At 68.0% G+C, this 13,075-nt stretch carries 13 protein-coding genes; 4 read left to right on the top strand and 9 right to left on the bottom strand.

Annotated elements, in window-relative coordinates; translation table 11 throughout:
- Nucleotides 1-134: 134 nt before the first annotated feature.
- Nucleotides 135-632 carry a GNAT family N-acetyltransferase gene (locus E3O44_RS09660; RefSeq protein ID WP_134534521.1) on the bottom strand — a complete coding sequence of 166 codons (498 nt, stop codon included), beginning with the start codon at nt 630-632 and terminating at the stop codon, nt 135-137.
- 178 nt (nt 633-810) lie between these two features.
- On the bottom strand, nt 811-1,665 hold the full coding sequence (locus E3O44_RS09665) for an NAD(P)H-binding protein (RefSeq protein ID WP_134534522.1): 855 nt from the start codon (nt 1,663-1,665) through the stop codon (nt 811-813).
- Between the two features lie 92 nt (nt 1,666-1,757).
- On the opposite strand from E3O44_RS09665, the gene E3O44_RS09670 reads away from it, so the two are divergent.
- A complete protein-coding gene (locus E3O44_RS09670; RefSeq protein ID WP_134534523.1) occupies nt 1,758-2,168 on the top strand; it encodes a winged helix-turn-helix transcriptional regulator in 411 nt (136 codons plus the stop codon).
- An 18-nt stretch (nt 2,169-2,186) separates the two neighbouring features.
- Here the strand turns inward: E3O44_RS09670 and E3O44_RS09675 are convergent, their stop codons facing one another.
- Genes E3O44_RS09675 through E3O44_RS09685 form a run of 3 tightly spaced genes read right to left on the bottom strand, consistent with a single transcriptional unit; the run spans nt 2,187 to nt 6,090 of the window.
- Entirely contained in the window at nt 2,187-2,462 is a 276-nt protein-coding gene (locus E3O44_RS09675) for a hypothetical protein (RefSeq protein WP_134534524.1), read from the bottom strand.
- A gap of 50 nt (nt 2,463-2,512) precedes the next feature.
- Complete coding sequence (locus E3O44_RS09680; RefSeq protein WP_134534525.1) at nt 2,513-3,904, bottom strand: 2-oxo acid dehydrogenase subunit E2; 1,392 nt, start codon at nt 3,902-3,904, stop codon at nt 2,513-2,515.
- A complete protein-coding gene (locus E3O44_RS09685) occupies nt 3,904-6,090 on the bottom strand; it encodes an alpha-ketoacid dehydrogenase subunit alpha/beta (protein WP_134534526.1) in 2,187 nt (728 codons plus the stop codon). Before E3O44_RS09685 ends, E3O44_RS09680 begins: the two co-directional genes overlap by 1 nt.
- A gap of 173 nt (nt 6,091-6,263) precedes the next feature.
- Here E3O44_RS09685 and E3O44_RS09690 point away from each other — a divergent pair, with 173 nt between their 5' ends.
- Both E3O44_RS09690 and E3O44_RS09695 read left to right on the top strand, forming a co-directional pair.
- Complete coding sequence (locus E3O44_RS09690) at nt 6,264-6,797, top strand: VOC family protein (protein ID WP_134534527.1); 534 nt, start codon at nt 6,264-6,266, stop codon at nt 6,795-6,797.
- Nucleotides 6,794-7,486 (top strand): GntR family transcriptional regulator, encoded by a 693-nt coding sequence (locus E3O44_RS09695; RefSeq protein WP_241976205.1) that lies wholly within the window; start codon nt 6,794-6,796, stop codon nt 7,484-7,486. The genes E3O44_RS09690 and E3O44_RS09695 overlap by 4 nt, the downstream gene beginning before the upstream one ends.
- Before the next feature lie 21 nt (nt 7,487-7,507).
- Here E3O44_RS09695 and E3O44_RS09700 read toward each other — a convergent pair whose 3' ends face one another.
- From E3O44_RS09700 to E3O44_RS09710, 3 genes are all read right to left on the bottom strand, one after another.
- Nucleotides 7,508-8,572, bottom strand: a complete 1,065-nt coding sequence (locus tag E3O44_RS09700) for a 2,3-butanediol dehydrogenase (protein WP_134534528.1) — start codon at nt 8,570-8,572, stop codon at nt 7,508-7,510.
- Nucleotides 8,569-9,777, bottom strand: a complete 1,209-nt coding sequence (gene eboE, locus E3O44_RS09705) for a metabolite traffic protein EboE (RefSeq protein ID WP_134534529.1) — start codon at nt 9,775-9,777, stop codon at nt 8,569-8,571. Before eboE ends, E3O44_RS09700 begins: the two co-directional genes overlap by 4 nt.
- Before the next feature lie 172 nt (nt 9,778-9,949).
- Nucleotides 9,950-10,597, bottom strand: coding sequence for a helix-turn-helix domain-containing protein (locus tag E3O44_RS09710; protein ID WP_134534530.1), 648 nt, complete (start codon nt 10,595-10,597; stop codon nt 9,950-9,952).
- Nucleotides 10,598-10,859: 262 nt separating this feature from the next.
- On the opposite strand from E3O44_RS09710, the gene E3O44_RS09715 reads away from it, so the two are divergent.
- Nucleotides 10,860-11,945, top strand: a complete 1,086-nt coding sequence (locus E3O44_RS09715; protein ID WP_134534531.1) for an SDR family oxidoreductase — start codon at nt 10,860-10,862, stop codon at nt 11,943-11,945.
- Between the two features lie 77 nt (nt 11,946-12,022).
- Here E3O44_RS09715 and E3O44_RS09720 read toward each other — a convergent pair whose 3' ends face one another.
- A complete protein-coding gene (locus E3O44_RS09720; protein ID WP_134534532.1) occupies nt 12,023-13,003 on the bottom strand; it encodes a zinc-dependent alcohol dehydrogenase in 981 nt (326 codons plus the stop codon).
- Between the last annotated feature and the right edge of the window lie 72 nt (nt 13,004-13,075).

Below are 13,075 nucleotides of genomic sequence, written 5' to 3' on the forward strand. Positions count from 1 at the left end.
GACGAAATACCCGTCGCGGGCTCCCGCGAGAGTACGTTTTTGGCCCTTAAGACGCGGTTTTAAGGGCCACAAGTGCGCTCTCGCGGCAGGGCGAGCGGATGCCGCGGGCGACGCGGAATGGTGGGGAGGGCGGGTCAGGCGAGGAGCTTTTCGAAGCAGAAGGAGTGCGGGATCGCCTCGATGTACGGTTCGTAGATCGGGATCGGCGTGTAGCCGATCTTCTCGTAGAGGGCGACGGCATCCGGTTGTTTGCTTCCGGTCTGCAGGATGAGGCGCGGTACGCCGGCGGCCCGGGCGATGCGCTCGAGCTCGTTCATCAGCGCACGGCCGACCCCGCGGCCGCGCTGGTCGCCGGCGACGATCACGCGCTTGACCTCCCAGTCGCCGTCGTGGGTGCGCAGGGCCGCGTGGGCGATCGGGGTTCCGTCGGAATCGAGCGCGAGCACGGTCGCGAGGATGTCGGCCGGGTCGATCCTGAGCGCCTCGGTCACGGCATCGTCGAGTTCGGGGCTGCTCGGGCCGGCGTAGCGCGCGGTCATCTCCACGTCCATCCGCGCGCGCAGCAGGGCGGCGCGCGGGTCGGTCCACTCCACCTGTTCGAAACGGAACGGGCGTTCGGTACTGCCACTCATGGTGAATCCCTCGGGTGTCTGGCTCGGGTGTCCGGCTCGGGTGTCCGGCTCGGGTGTCCGGCTCGACTGGGTGTTTTGGCCGTCTGCCGCGCAATCGTCGCAGACGCACAGCCTACCGAGCCGGGGGCGGATGCTGTCGCTTCCACCCCCGGGCATGGCCAGGTCGGAGAGATGCGAGTTACAGGCTCGCGGCGAGGCCCTCAGCGAGCGGGGTCGTCGGCCGGCCGGTCAGGCGGGCCAGGTCGCCGCTCGTCTCGCCGAGCAGCCCGTCGCGGATGTTGGCGTCGAGTCCCACGACGAAGCCCACCGTGCCCGCGTCGAGGCCGAAGGACGTGAGCAGCTCCGCGTGCTCGGCGGGGGCCAGGTTCCGGAACGTGACGGGCGAACCGATCAGCGTGCCGGTCGTGGCGGCGAGTTCGGCGAAGTCCCAGGCGTGGTCGCCCGAGAGCTCGAAGGTCTGGCCCGCGAGCGAGTCGTCGAGGATGGCCGCGGCCGCGGCATCCGCGTAGTCTGCCCGGCTTGCGCTCGCGACCCGGCCGTCGCCGACGCTCGCGACGATCTCGCCGGACTGGCGCGCCTTCTCGATCTCACCGGTGTAGTTCTCGGTGTACCAGCCGTTGCGCAGGATGGTGAAGGGGACCCCTGAGGCGATGAGGAACTCCTCGGTGGCCTTGTGCTCCGGCGCCAGCAGGAGCGCGGACGTCGTGGCCTTCGGGGCGCTCGTGTAGACGATGCGGCCGACTCCGGCGGCCTGTGCGGCCGCGATGACTGCGGTGTGCTGCGGGACGCGCTGGCCGACCTCGGAACCGGAGACGAGCATCAGCACATCGCCCGGTTCGACCACGGCCGTCACGGTCTCGGGCTTGCTGTAGTCGAGGACCGCGGTGCGCACACCGAGCGCGGCGAGAGCGGAAAGCCTGTCGGCGTTGCGGGCCGTCGCGACGATGCTGTCCGGGGCCGCACCGCGGGCGAGGAGGGTCTCGACGATGAGGCGGCCGAGGTGACCTGAGGTGGCGGTGACGATGTATGACATGTGTTGTCCTTTCGGTGGCGTGTCAGAGTCAACCACGAACCAGCCGAGTACCTTCCCGCGCGCGGGTACCCACCTTTAGGTAAGCTACCTGCATGAAGATTAGTTTTGATGTCTCGCGGGTGCGTCCCGGCGCCGTTGCGGGGGTCTACCCAGCCAAGTGCGCGACGCGCACGGTGCTCGACCACGTTACGAGCAAGTGGGGCGTGCTGGTGCTGCTCGCACTGCAGCAGGACTCGCTCCGCTGGGGCGAGCTGCGGCGGTCCATCGAGGGCATCAGCGAGAAGATGCTCGCGTCGACGCTGCGCACCCTCGAGTCAGACGGCTTCGTGAACCGCGAAGCGCAGGCGACGATCCCGCCGCGGGTCGACTACGAGCTGACCGCCAGGGGCCACCAGCTAGCCGACCGCCTAGTCCCCCTCATGGACTGGATAGCCGACAACGCCGACGAGATCACCGGGGCACCGGCTTTCCCTCTCGCGAAAGCGGGCGAATCGTCGTTCTGACGGCGCCAGAACGACGATTCACCCGCTTTCGCGGACGGAGTGAGTGCTCGCGGTCAGCTGGTGGTACTGCCGGTCGAGGGCGCGGGCGCGCGAACGCACGAGCTTCATCTGCTCTTCATCTTCGCGGCATTGGCGCTCCCGGTCGAAGTCGTCCCTGCACCCCGTGCCGTAGGCGAGGGCGATCGCCCGCAGCGCCCGGCCGCTCCGTTCGGCGGCGAGGATCACCGCCAGTCGCTCCGATTCAGCGGCCAGTGACGCCCGCTCTGCTGCGAGATGTTCGAGTCGGGGATCCATATGCGCGCCTTTGCTCACGGGAGGATTGACGGCCTCGTGTGCCGTCAATGTCAAATGATTATAGAGAGTGGATTCTCGATGCAGGCCACGAACTGCGCCATCCATTCTGCCGCCACCGCCCCGTCGACCACCCGGTGGTCGGCCGACAGCGTCACCGTCATCACCGTGCCGACCGAAAGCTGCCCGGAATCGACGACCGGCCGTTGTTTCGCGGCACCGACGGCGAGGATGCCCGACTGCGGCGGGTTCAGGATGGCCGAGAACTGGTCGACCCCGAACATGCCGAGATTCGAGACGGCAAAGCTGCCGCCCTCGAGCTCCTGCTGCCGCAGCTTCCCCTGTCGCGCCCGTCCGGCGAGGTCGGCGACCCGTTCGCTGATGTTCGTCAGCGTGAGGCCCTCGACGCCACGCAGGACCGGCGTGAGCAGTCCCGTTTCGGTGGACACCGCGACCGAGAGATCGACATGCTCGAATCGCCTCGTGGCGGTCTCGGTCCAGATGACGTTCGCCGCGGGCACCCGGACCAGCGCCACCGCGACGGCCTTGATGATGAAGTCGTTGACCGAGATCCTCCGCGGCGAGGTCGCGTTGATCTCGCTGCGGAGGGCGAGCAGGCGCTCGACACGGCAGTCCGCCGTGATGTAGAAGTGCGGAACGGTCGACTTGCTCTCGGTCAGGCGGCGCGCGATGGCCCGTCGCATCCCGGTGTGCGGAACATCGGTGAACCCGGAGGCATCGACCACGGATACGGCGGTGACGCCACCCGTGGATGCCGCCGGTGCGGAGACCGGCGGAGACGCCACGGGCGTGACGGGCTCCGGCTCGGTGGCAGCTGCAGCGACAGGCGCGGGCGCGGGCTGGAGGTTGTCGAGGTCTCTGCGCACGATCCGCCCGTTCGGGCCACTGCCCACGACACGGGACAGGTCGAGTGCGCGTTCCCTGGCGATGCGCCGCACGAGCGGACTGGCGAATTGACGCCCGCCGGTGGCTGCGGCGAGCGGTGCCTGCCCGCCCGGGGCTGATTCGACCGGGACTACCCCGGCCGGAGCCGCCGCCACCGGCGTTGCCGTGTCCGGGCTTGCCGTGTCCGGGGTTGGCGCCTGCGGGGTAGCCGAATTCAGGTTTGCCGAATCCGGGTTCGCGGCCCCCGCGCGCTCCGGCACTTCCCCGGCGAGGAAGGCGTCGATGTCCGCCTCCGCTTCACCGACGGCGGCGATCACGCCGATCGGCACGCCCACTTCGACGGGAACACCCTCGGGGACGATGACCCGCGCGAGCACCCCGTCCGTCTCTGCACGGTACTCGACGACGGCCTTCTCGGTCTCGATCTCGGCGAGCGGCTGGCCGATCGCCACGGTTTCGCCCACCTGCACCAGCCAGGTCTGGATGGCGGCTTCCGCAGCGTTGGCGAGCACTTCCGGCATACGCACGAGCGTGGCCATCAGCGGGTGCCCAGACCGAGCTTGATGACCTCGAGGCCGGCGACGACGTCCTCGGTGCGGGCGATGGCGGCGCGCTCGAGCACCCGTGAGATGCTCGGGCTCGCCTCGCCGCCGGTCACGCGTTCGACCGGCTGGTCGAGGTAGTCGAAGAACCGGCGCTGGATTTCGTCGGACAGCCAGGCGCCGTACGACGTGCCGCGGGCCCCCTGCTCGACGATGAGAACGCTGTTGGTCTTGCGGATGCTCGTGCCGATGGTGTCCCAGTCGATCGAGGCCCGGTCGAGCCAGCGCAGGTCGATGACGTCGGCGCTCATGCCGGTCAGTTCGACGGCCTCGAGGGAGTGTTTGACCATGGACAGGTAGCTGATCACGGTGACGTCGGTGCCTTCGCGGCGCAGGGCCGCCTTCCCCAGCGGGATGCAGTAGTCGAGGTCGCCAGCGGGCACCTCGCCGGTTTCGGCATAGAGGTCGACGTGCTCGATGACGAGCACGGGATCCTGCAGGGCGAGCGCGGTGTTCATCAGACCGACGTAGTCGGCCGCGTTCGACGGTGCGACGATGCGCCAGCCGGGGCTGGTCGCGAAGATGCCGGCCGGGTCCATCAGGTGCTGCGAGCCGTAGCCGCTTCCCATCGCGACCTTCGTGCGCAGCACGAGGGGCACCGGGTTCTCGCCGCCGAACATGTGCCGCGCCTTTCCGATCTGATTGAAGACCTGGTCGGCGGCCACCCACATGAAGTCCGGGTACATGAACTCGACGACCGGGCGGTAGCGCCCGTCGAGTGCCATCCCGCCGCCGAGGCCGGCGAACGCGTTCTCGCTGATCGGGGTGCCGAGCACCCGGCCCTCGAACTTCTTCGCCAACCCCTTGGTGGCGCCATTCGTGCCGCCGTTGAGGCGGTGCACATCCTCGCCGAGCACGACGATCCGGGCGTCCTCCGCCATGCGGCGGTCCATGACGCCGGCGACGGTATCGACGAACTTCTTCGTTTCGAGCTCGCCCCGGTAGTCGGTCGGCTCGAGTGTGCGCAGGCCGTTCAGCTCGCTCGCGTCGCCCCGCACGCCGACATTGACGAAGTCCACGTCCGGCCACAGCTCCGGGCGGATGCGGCGCTTGCCCGCCGACTCCGGGTCTGCCTCGAGAAGCTGGGCCACGGCATCCCTCATTGCGGACTGGGCCTGCTCGCGCACCGCGGCGATGCTCGCCGGATCGATCTGGCCGAGCGCGATCATCTCGCGGGCGACCCGGTCCAGCGGGTCGCGGGCGCGCCAGGCCGCCTCTTCCTCTTTGGAGCGGTAGCCGAAGGCGCTGCCCGGGTATGGTCCGTTCTGGTGGAAGAACCGGTAGACCTCGACCTCGACGACCGCGGGCCCGTTGCCGGACCGCATCACCTGCTCGGCCTCCTTCGTCGCGAGGTGCACGGCGAGCGGGTCCATGCCGTCGACGCGCCAGCTGGGGATTCCGAAGCCCAGCGCCCTGGCCGAGAGCCGCGGCTCGCCGGTCGACTCGGCCACCGTGGTCGACACGGCGTAGAGGTTGTTCTCGATGAAGAAGGCGAGCGGCAGCTTCCACGCCGAAGCGAGGTTCATGGTTTCGAGGACCGAGCCGATGTTGGTCGCGCCGTCCCCGAAGTAGCTCACCGTGACATCCGTCGTGCCCGCGTGCTTCTGGGCCCAGGCGTTGCCGGCCGCGAGCGGAACGCCGCCGCCGACGATCGCATTGGTGCCGAGCGCGCCGGCCTCGAACCACTGCAGGTGCATCGAGCCGCCGCGGCCCCGGCAGTAGCCCTGGGCGAGCCCGAGGATCTCGGCGAGGGTGCGCTGCAGCACGGTCTGGATGTCCGCGGTCACCAGCGCGGCCGGATCGAGGGCACCGCCGGAGACGTGGTTGATCGCCTTGGCGAGGAACTGGTGATGTCCGCGGTGCGAGCCGTTGATCGCATCCGTCGACCCGAGGCCGACGATCGAGCCGACCGCCCCGCCCTCCTGGCCGATGCTGGAGTGAGCCGGCCCGTGGACGAGGCCCTCGCCGGCGAGTTCGAGCACGGTTTCTTCGAAGGCGCGGATGAGGTGCAGCTGGCCGAGCATGGTGGCCAGGAGCGCCGGGTCGGCACTCTCCCAGTCCTGTGCCGTGGTGCTGAGCTCGACCCAGGGGGCCAGGGGATCCAAACGTCGTCGTTCAGGCATGTGCCGGTCTCCATTGGTCGTGTCGATCGCGGGGATCGACTACATGTGAGGAACACTGTATCGTCGATTGAATCCAATGCCAAGGATTGGCCGCAACATATCCGATTAAGACGCGCTCAATTCAGGTCTTTGGATACAATGAAAGAAATCAGCGTCGAACGAAGGAGTTCTCGATGGTCACTGGCATCCCGGGTCTGCGCGGCACGGAGCACATCGGTTTCACGGTCCCCGACCTCGACGAGGCCGAGCATTTCCTCGTCGACGTGATCGGCTGCGAGCTCGTCTATTCACTCGGCCCGTTCGCGCACCCCGACGACGAGTGGATGCTCGAACACCTCGGCGTGCACCCGCGCACAGTCATGCGCGAGCTCCGCTTCTTCCGCTGCGGCCACGGCCCCAATTTCGAGGTCTTCCAGTATGAACCGGCCACTGAAGCAGCCCCCGAACCCCGGAACAGCGACATCGGCGGGCATCACCTGGCCTTCTACGTGGACGACTTCGATGCCGCCCTCGAACACCTGCGGGGGCACGGCGTCGAGATCATGGGCGCCCCGACCGCGAGCTCCAGCTGGAGCACCGGCCAGCGCTGGGTCTACTTCCGCAGCCCCTGGGGCATGCAGTTCGAGCTCGTGAGCTATCCGGACGGCAAGGCCTACGAGAAGGATGCTCCCACTAAACTGTGGCATCCGGCCCACCCGGCCGAATGACCACCACCACCGACCGGACGGACCCCATGGCCAGCGCCCCCAGCCGCGACGGCAGCGCCGGCAGCCGGATCGCCACGCGACTGCGGGACGAGATCCTGTCCGGCGCCTACGCCCCCGGCGCCCGGATCCGGCAGGAAGACGTCGCCGAACAGTTCGGCGCGAGCCGGCTCCCCGTTCGTGAGGCCCTGCGCATCCTGGAGTCCGACGGCCTCGTCACCCTTGTGGCGAACACCGGCGCCTGGGTCTCCCACCTGAGCCTCGCGGAGTGCGAGGAGATGTACCAGATCCGCGAGCGCATCGAACCCCTGTTGCTGCGCTACAGCCTGCCCCAGCTGTCGCCGGAGACGCTCGGCCGCCTGCAGCACCTCGCCGATGATATGCAAGCCGGCACCGACGTCGAGACCTTCCTGCGCCTCGACCGCGAGTTCCACCTGCTGTCGTACTCCGGTGCCGTCACGTCCATCCTCGGCGAGACCATTCACCGGCTGTGGAACTCGACCCAGCACTATCGACGCGCCTTCACGACCCTGATCGGGCCAGACGTCAACCGCGCCGTGCACTACGAACACCAGTTGCTCGTCGGGGCCCTGCGGCGCGGCGACGGGGAGGAGGCCGAGCGGATGCTGGCCGGCCACATCCGCCGCACCCGGCTCGAGCTGTCCCAGCATCCCTCGCTCTTCGCTCAATAGGCGGCCGCCCGGGACGTGGCGTCACTCCCCTCCGGCGCGCACGAGTACCTTGACCTGGTCGCCGGTCGGCGACAGCAGCGTGTCGAAGCCCTGAGCCACGACGTCCTCCAGTGCGATCTGGGCCGTGACGACCTTCTCCACCGGGTACCGGCCCCTGTCGATCAGGTCGATGATGCGCGGCCAGTCGGTGACCGGGAAGCACCAGGTGCCCGAGATCGTGATGTCATGCTCGGAGACGACCATCGGGTCGATGGCCGCGGCCTGGGTGTGCAGCCCGGTCTGGGAGATCCGCCCGGCCGAGCGCACCGAGGCGATCGCCGCCTGCAGCGCCCGCTCGTTCCCCGAGCATTCGATCACGGCGTCCACACCGATGCCGTCGGTCCGGTCGCGAAGCCAGCCCGGCACGTCGACGGCCGTCGGATCGAGCACCACCCCGACGTCGAAGCTGCGCACGAGCGCCGCCCGCACGGGATTGACCTCCGAGACGAAGACGTTCGCCCCGAGCGTGGCGGCGTAGAGCGAGGCAAGCGCCCCGATCGGACCGGCCCCGGTGATGAGCACGTTATCTCCGGGGCGCACGCCGGCGGTGTCCACCCCGTAGGCCGCGACAGCGCCAGGTTCGACGACCGCGCCCTGCAGGTCGGAGACGCCGTCGGGGAGCACGGTCACGTTCGCGGCGGGAACGATGGCGAGGTCGGCGATGCCGCCCCACTGATAGCTGAGCCCGACCGCGGCCATGGTGCGGCAGAGGTGGTTCAGTCCCCTGCGGCAGAAGTAGCAGGTCCCGCACGACAGCAGCGGCATCACCGACACCCGCTCGCCCGGTCGCACCGCGGTCACCCCGTCACCGACCTCGACCACTTCGGCCGAGAATTCGTGGCCGAGAATCTGCGAGCCGCACGCCCCGGTGAGCGGATGCGGCTCACGCGGGATCACGATCGGGCCCTGCGCGTATTCGTGCAGGTCGGTGCCGCAGATACCGCACCACAGCGGCCTGACCAGCACCTCGCCGGCGCGAGGCGCGGCGGGAGCCGTGATTTCCTCGACGCGAATGTCCCCGGCTCCGTGGAAGACGGCGGCCCTCACGGCCGGGGGTCCAGCAGCTCGCCGCGGACGAACTCGAGTTCGCGGGTCACGTAGTCGGTGATGTCACCGGTCTTGAGATGAGCCGGGAGCACGTCCCAGGTATATGTCTCGATCTCCAGGTGGTCGGAGAGCGGTGTCTCGCGGTGCAGCTGCAGCGCCTGCTGCACCGCGAACCGCGTCGTGACGAACGGGCCGAGTTCCTCGAGGAAGACCGGAACGTGGAAGTGGGTGCGGATCTCGGTGGGCACCGGGTTCGCCTCGTACGCGTCGAGCGCGTCGCCGAGGGTGAGGAACTTCGTGACCGCGCCATCCTGGCGCATCGTCGTCTGGCTCAGGTAGATCGTGTCGGTGAAGACGCGCAGCTGAGGCACGACCCCCGGGGTGAGGTCCCTGACCCAAAGTGCGGCAGCCTCCTGGAGCTTGAAGATCGGAATCCCGGCGTCGACCAGGCTGCGCAGCGAACCCGGGATGTCCTCGAAGCCGACGGACTGGTGGCCGATGTCGAAGACGATGCCGAGGTAGCGGCGCATCGCGCCCTCGGCCTCGGACAGCGGTAGCCCGGCGAGCCGGGCGAGCTCGGCGATTCCCTGCGGCGAGTAAACCCGTTCGGCGAAGAACGCGACGGTCTCCGCCGTGGTCTCGAGAAAGCAGGCGGGTTCCGGCTCGAGCGCGAGCTTGACCCGGCGTCCCGTGCGCGCCTCGAGGTCGACGAGGTGGGCAACGACCTGGAACAGGTTGGTGGTGAACCGGGCGATGTAGTCGTCGTCGGTGACGTTGGGGGCGAACGCGAGCGGGGCCGTCTGGATGCTCGGGCTCACGCCCGCCGGCGCGATCTCGGCGAGGATGTCCGCGACCGAGTTCGTGTACGCGACCCGGTCATCGGTCGACCAGTCCGGCTCGTAGACCCGCTCCATCACGACGTCGCCCTTGAACGGCCCGTACGGGAAGGCGTTGACGGTATAGACGTACATGTCGTTGTCGTCGAGGAATGTCCGGAGCTCCGCCCTTTCGGCAGGGCTGTCGGTCAGGGTCCTGGCCGAATCGGCCGAGATCCGCAGCGACACTCCGAACCGCTGGCCCGGTGAGACCCGGGCCTTGACGGCGGGAACGAAGGTGTGGAGGCTCTCCTTCATCTCGGCCCAGGTGTCACCCGCGTGCACAAGTGTGGAATACGAGAGATGGCCGAGGCCGTGTCCGAGATCCATCAGGTCTGGTCCTTTTCTGCCGGTCGCCCGGCTCACATCGTTGTGATTCAAGGAACGGGCGGCCAGCGCTGAAGGCGAGACTGAACACCTGTTAAGTATTCCTTAACAGACAGGCTATGACGGCCCTTCGGTCGCTGTCAACCACGACGACGTCCCGGGCTCCGGCGGCGGGCTAGTCGTGCTTGCCGTGCACGAACCAGATTCCGTGGAAGTCGACGACGCCGGTGTTCTTCAGGCTGTGCGGGATGGAGGAATCGAAGCCGAGCGACTCGCCTTCGTGCAAGGTGAATGCCTCGTCGCCGATCGTGATCTCCAGCTCGCCGGAGATCACGTAGCCGTACTCGTAGCCCGCGTGGGTGACCGTGTCCCCGCCGTCCGTGGAGGTCGCCCCCGGCGCGTAGCTGATCTTCATGAAGTTGACGTCGCGTTCGGGCGTGGCCGCGAGGCGTTCCCAGTTGACGCCGGCCGCCATGTTGAGCCGCGACCGGTGGGACGGGTGCACAACGGACACCCGGTTGGCATACTCCGACGGATGCCACGCATCGGAGGGGTTCCTCACGTCGCCCCGGTTCAGTTGCCCCCCGTCCTCGACAGCGTGCGGGTGGGGTTCCGCGGCCGGTTTGCTCTCGAACAGGTCATCGACGGAGACGTTCAACAGCTGAGCGAAGGCGTAGAGGGTGGCGACGGAGGGCTGCGACTTGCCGTTCTCGATCTGGGAGACGAATGACGGTGATACGTCGACCTGCCTGGCCAGCTCACGCAACGTCAGGCCGGCTTTGAGCCGGATGTCTTTCAGCCGAGACCCTAAATTGTCCATCATGTTCCTCTGTCACACATCAGCATGACGACGACGAGGACTGGCCTCGCATCATCATTGAAGCCCGGCTGTACACCTCACGCTCCGGAAAAAGGTGAGTATGGTCAAATATACACAGCATGAGGCCCAGTTACCCCGTCATTCGGGCTATTTCGGCGGTTCCGGCAGAGCCGATGCGGCTTGCCGGGGCGTTCTTTGTTAAGTATCATTGAACACCTCAGGACGGCGACAAGGAAGTCCCCGTCCATCAGGAAAGGATCGACTTGTGACATCCCCCTCAACAATTCCCCGGCAACGCGCGCTCATCGTCGGAGCAACGGGCATCACGGGCCAGACGGTCGCGAAACAACTGGTCGACGCGGGCTGGGACGTGACCGGACTGTCGAGGCGAGGTCATTCCGAGACCGCGGGCGTGACATCCGTGACGGCTGACCTCCTCGACCCCGCGTCTCTTGCCACCGCCCTCACCGGAACTCGCCCGGAACTCGTCGTGATCACGGCCTGGGTGAAACGGGACACGGAGACCGAGAACATCGAGGTCAACAGCGCCCTGGTGCGGAACGTGCTCGCAGCCCTCGAAGGAGAGAAGTCCGTCAGGCACGTGGCCCTGATGACCGGGCTCAAGCACTACCTCGGCCCGTTCGACAACTATGCGACCGGCGTCACCGCGGAGACCCCGTTCCACGAGGACGAACCACGACTCCCGCAGCCGAACTTCTACTATGCGCAGGAGGACGAGCTGTTCGGGTCCGCCGCCCGGAACGGCTTCACCTGGAGCGTGCACCGCGCCCACACGGTCTTCGGGTTTGCCACGGACAACGCGATGAACATGGTGCTCACCCTCTCCGTCTACGCCGCGATCTGCAAGGAACTCGGGCTGACGTTCACCTTCCCCGGCTCGGCCACCCAATGGAACGGCGTCACCGACGTCACCGACGTCGACCTGCTCGCCGAACAGATCATCTGGGCAGGCACGCACCCGGAGGGCGCCAACGAAGCATTCAACATCGCCAACGGCGACGTCTTCCGCTGGCGGTGGCTGTGGCCGCGGGTCGCGGCGATCTTCGACGTGCCCTGGGCCGGCTTCGAAGGAGAACCCCGCCCGCTGACCGTGCAGATGGCCGGCAAGGACCAGGTGTGGAGCGCCATCGCCGAACGGGAGGGACTCGTCGAGACGGACGTCACCCGCCTGGCATCCTGGTGGCACACGGACAGTGACCTCGGCCGGAACATCGAGTGCTTCACCGACATGAACAAGAGCCGTCAGGCCGGATTCCTGGGTTTCCGGTCCACCCCGGACAGCTTTCTCGACAAGGTCGAGCGCTACCGCGCGGCGAGGATCATCCCCTAGGCCGTTACCCCCACCCAACGACGGATGTCCCGGACAAGCAGCGCTCGTCCGGGACATCCGTCGTTCGGGTCGCTTCGCTATGCCGGCAGCACGGCGTCGAATTCGATATGCGCCTTGATCGTGGTCGCCGGGTGGTGTGCGGCCTCGAGGGCACCCAGGGCGTCGTCGACCCCGAATCGCTGCGTGACGAGGGGACTCAGGTCGATTCCGGTGTGGGCCAGGAAGCGCAGGGTTTCCGGCCACACTCCCGGCGAGCCGACCGAACCGGTGATCTTGAGCTCCTTGGACTGGATGAGCCCGAGCTTCGCCGGCGCCTCGCGCCCGACGTCGATGCCGATGTAGGCGACCCTGCCCCGGAAGGCGGCGAGTTCGAGCGCCTGGGCCATCACGGCCGGCCGTCCGCTGGCCTCGACGACGACATCCGCTCCGCGCCCGTCCGTCTGCTCGTTCAGGAACTCGACGATGTCGTCGGGGTGCACGGCGTGGCGGGCGCCGAGGCGCAGCGCGGCGTCGCGCCGTTCGGGCGAGGGCTCCACGACGATCGTCACGGCGCCGAGGGCGGCGGATGCCGCGGTGACGGCGAGTCCGATCGGTCCGGCTCCGAGTACGACGAGGGTGTCGCTCGCGTTGACGTTGCCGACCCGCATCAGCGCGTAGTAGGCGACGCTGAACGGCTCGACGAGGGCGCCGTTCGTGTATGACACGCTCGCCGGCAGTGTGTGCAGCCATTCGGGCCTGGCCACGAAGAACTCGGCGGCGGCGCCGCTGATCGAGAATCCGAAGTGGTCGTCTCCGATGACGCACTCTCCGACGACGCGATCGCCGGCGGCGAAGTCCTGCACCCGGCTGCCGACCGCGACGACCTCTCCGGACCATTCGTGGCCGGGAATGATCGGGTACTCGAAGGGGATGATGTACCGACCCTCGAGCAGGTCGATGTCGGAGTGGCAGACCCCGACGGAGCGTGCGGCGACGAGCACTTCGTCGGCTCCGATCGCGGGGATGGGCAGCTCATCGATGCGGGGAACATCCTGTTCCGCGAAGCGCAACGCTTTCATAGTGGGGATTCCAATCGTGGGGACGAGGCCGGGTGCGCGGGACGCGCGGGGTGCGTGCGCCAGCGTGAATGA

Origin of the sequence: Cryobacterium algoricola (assembly GCF_004402485.1) — a bacterium.
Classification (GTDB): domain Bacteria; phylum Actinomycetota; class Actinomycetes; order Actinomycetales; family Microbacteriaceae; genus Cryobacterium; species Cryobacterium algoricola.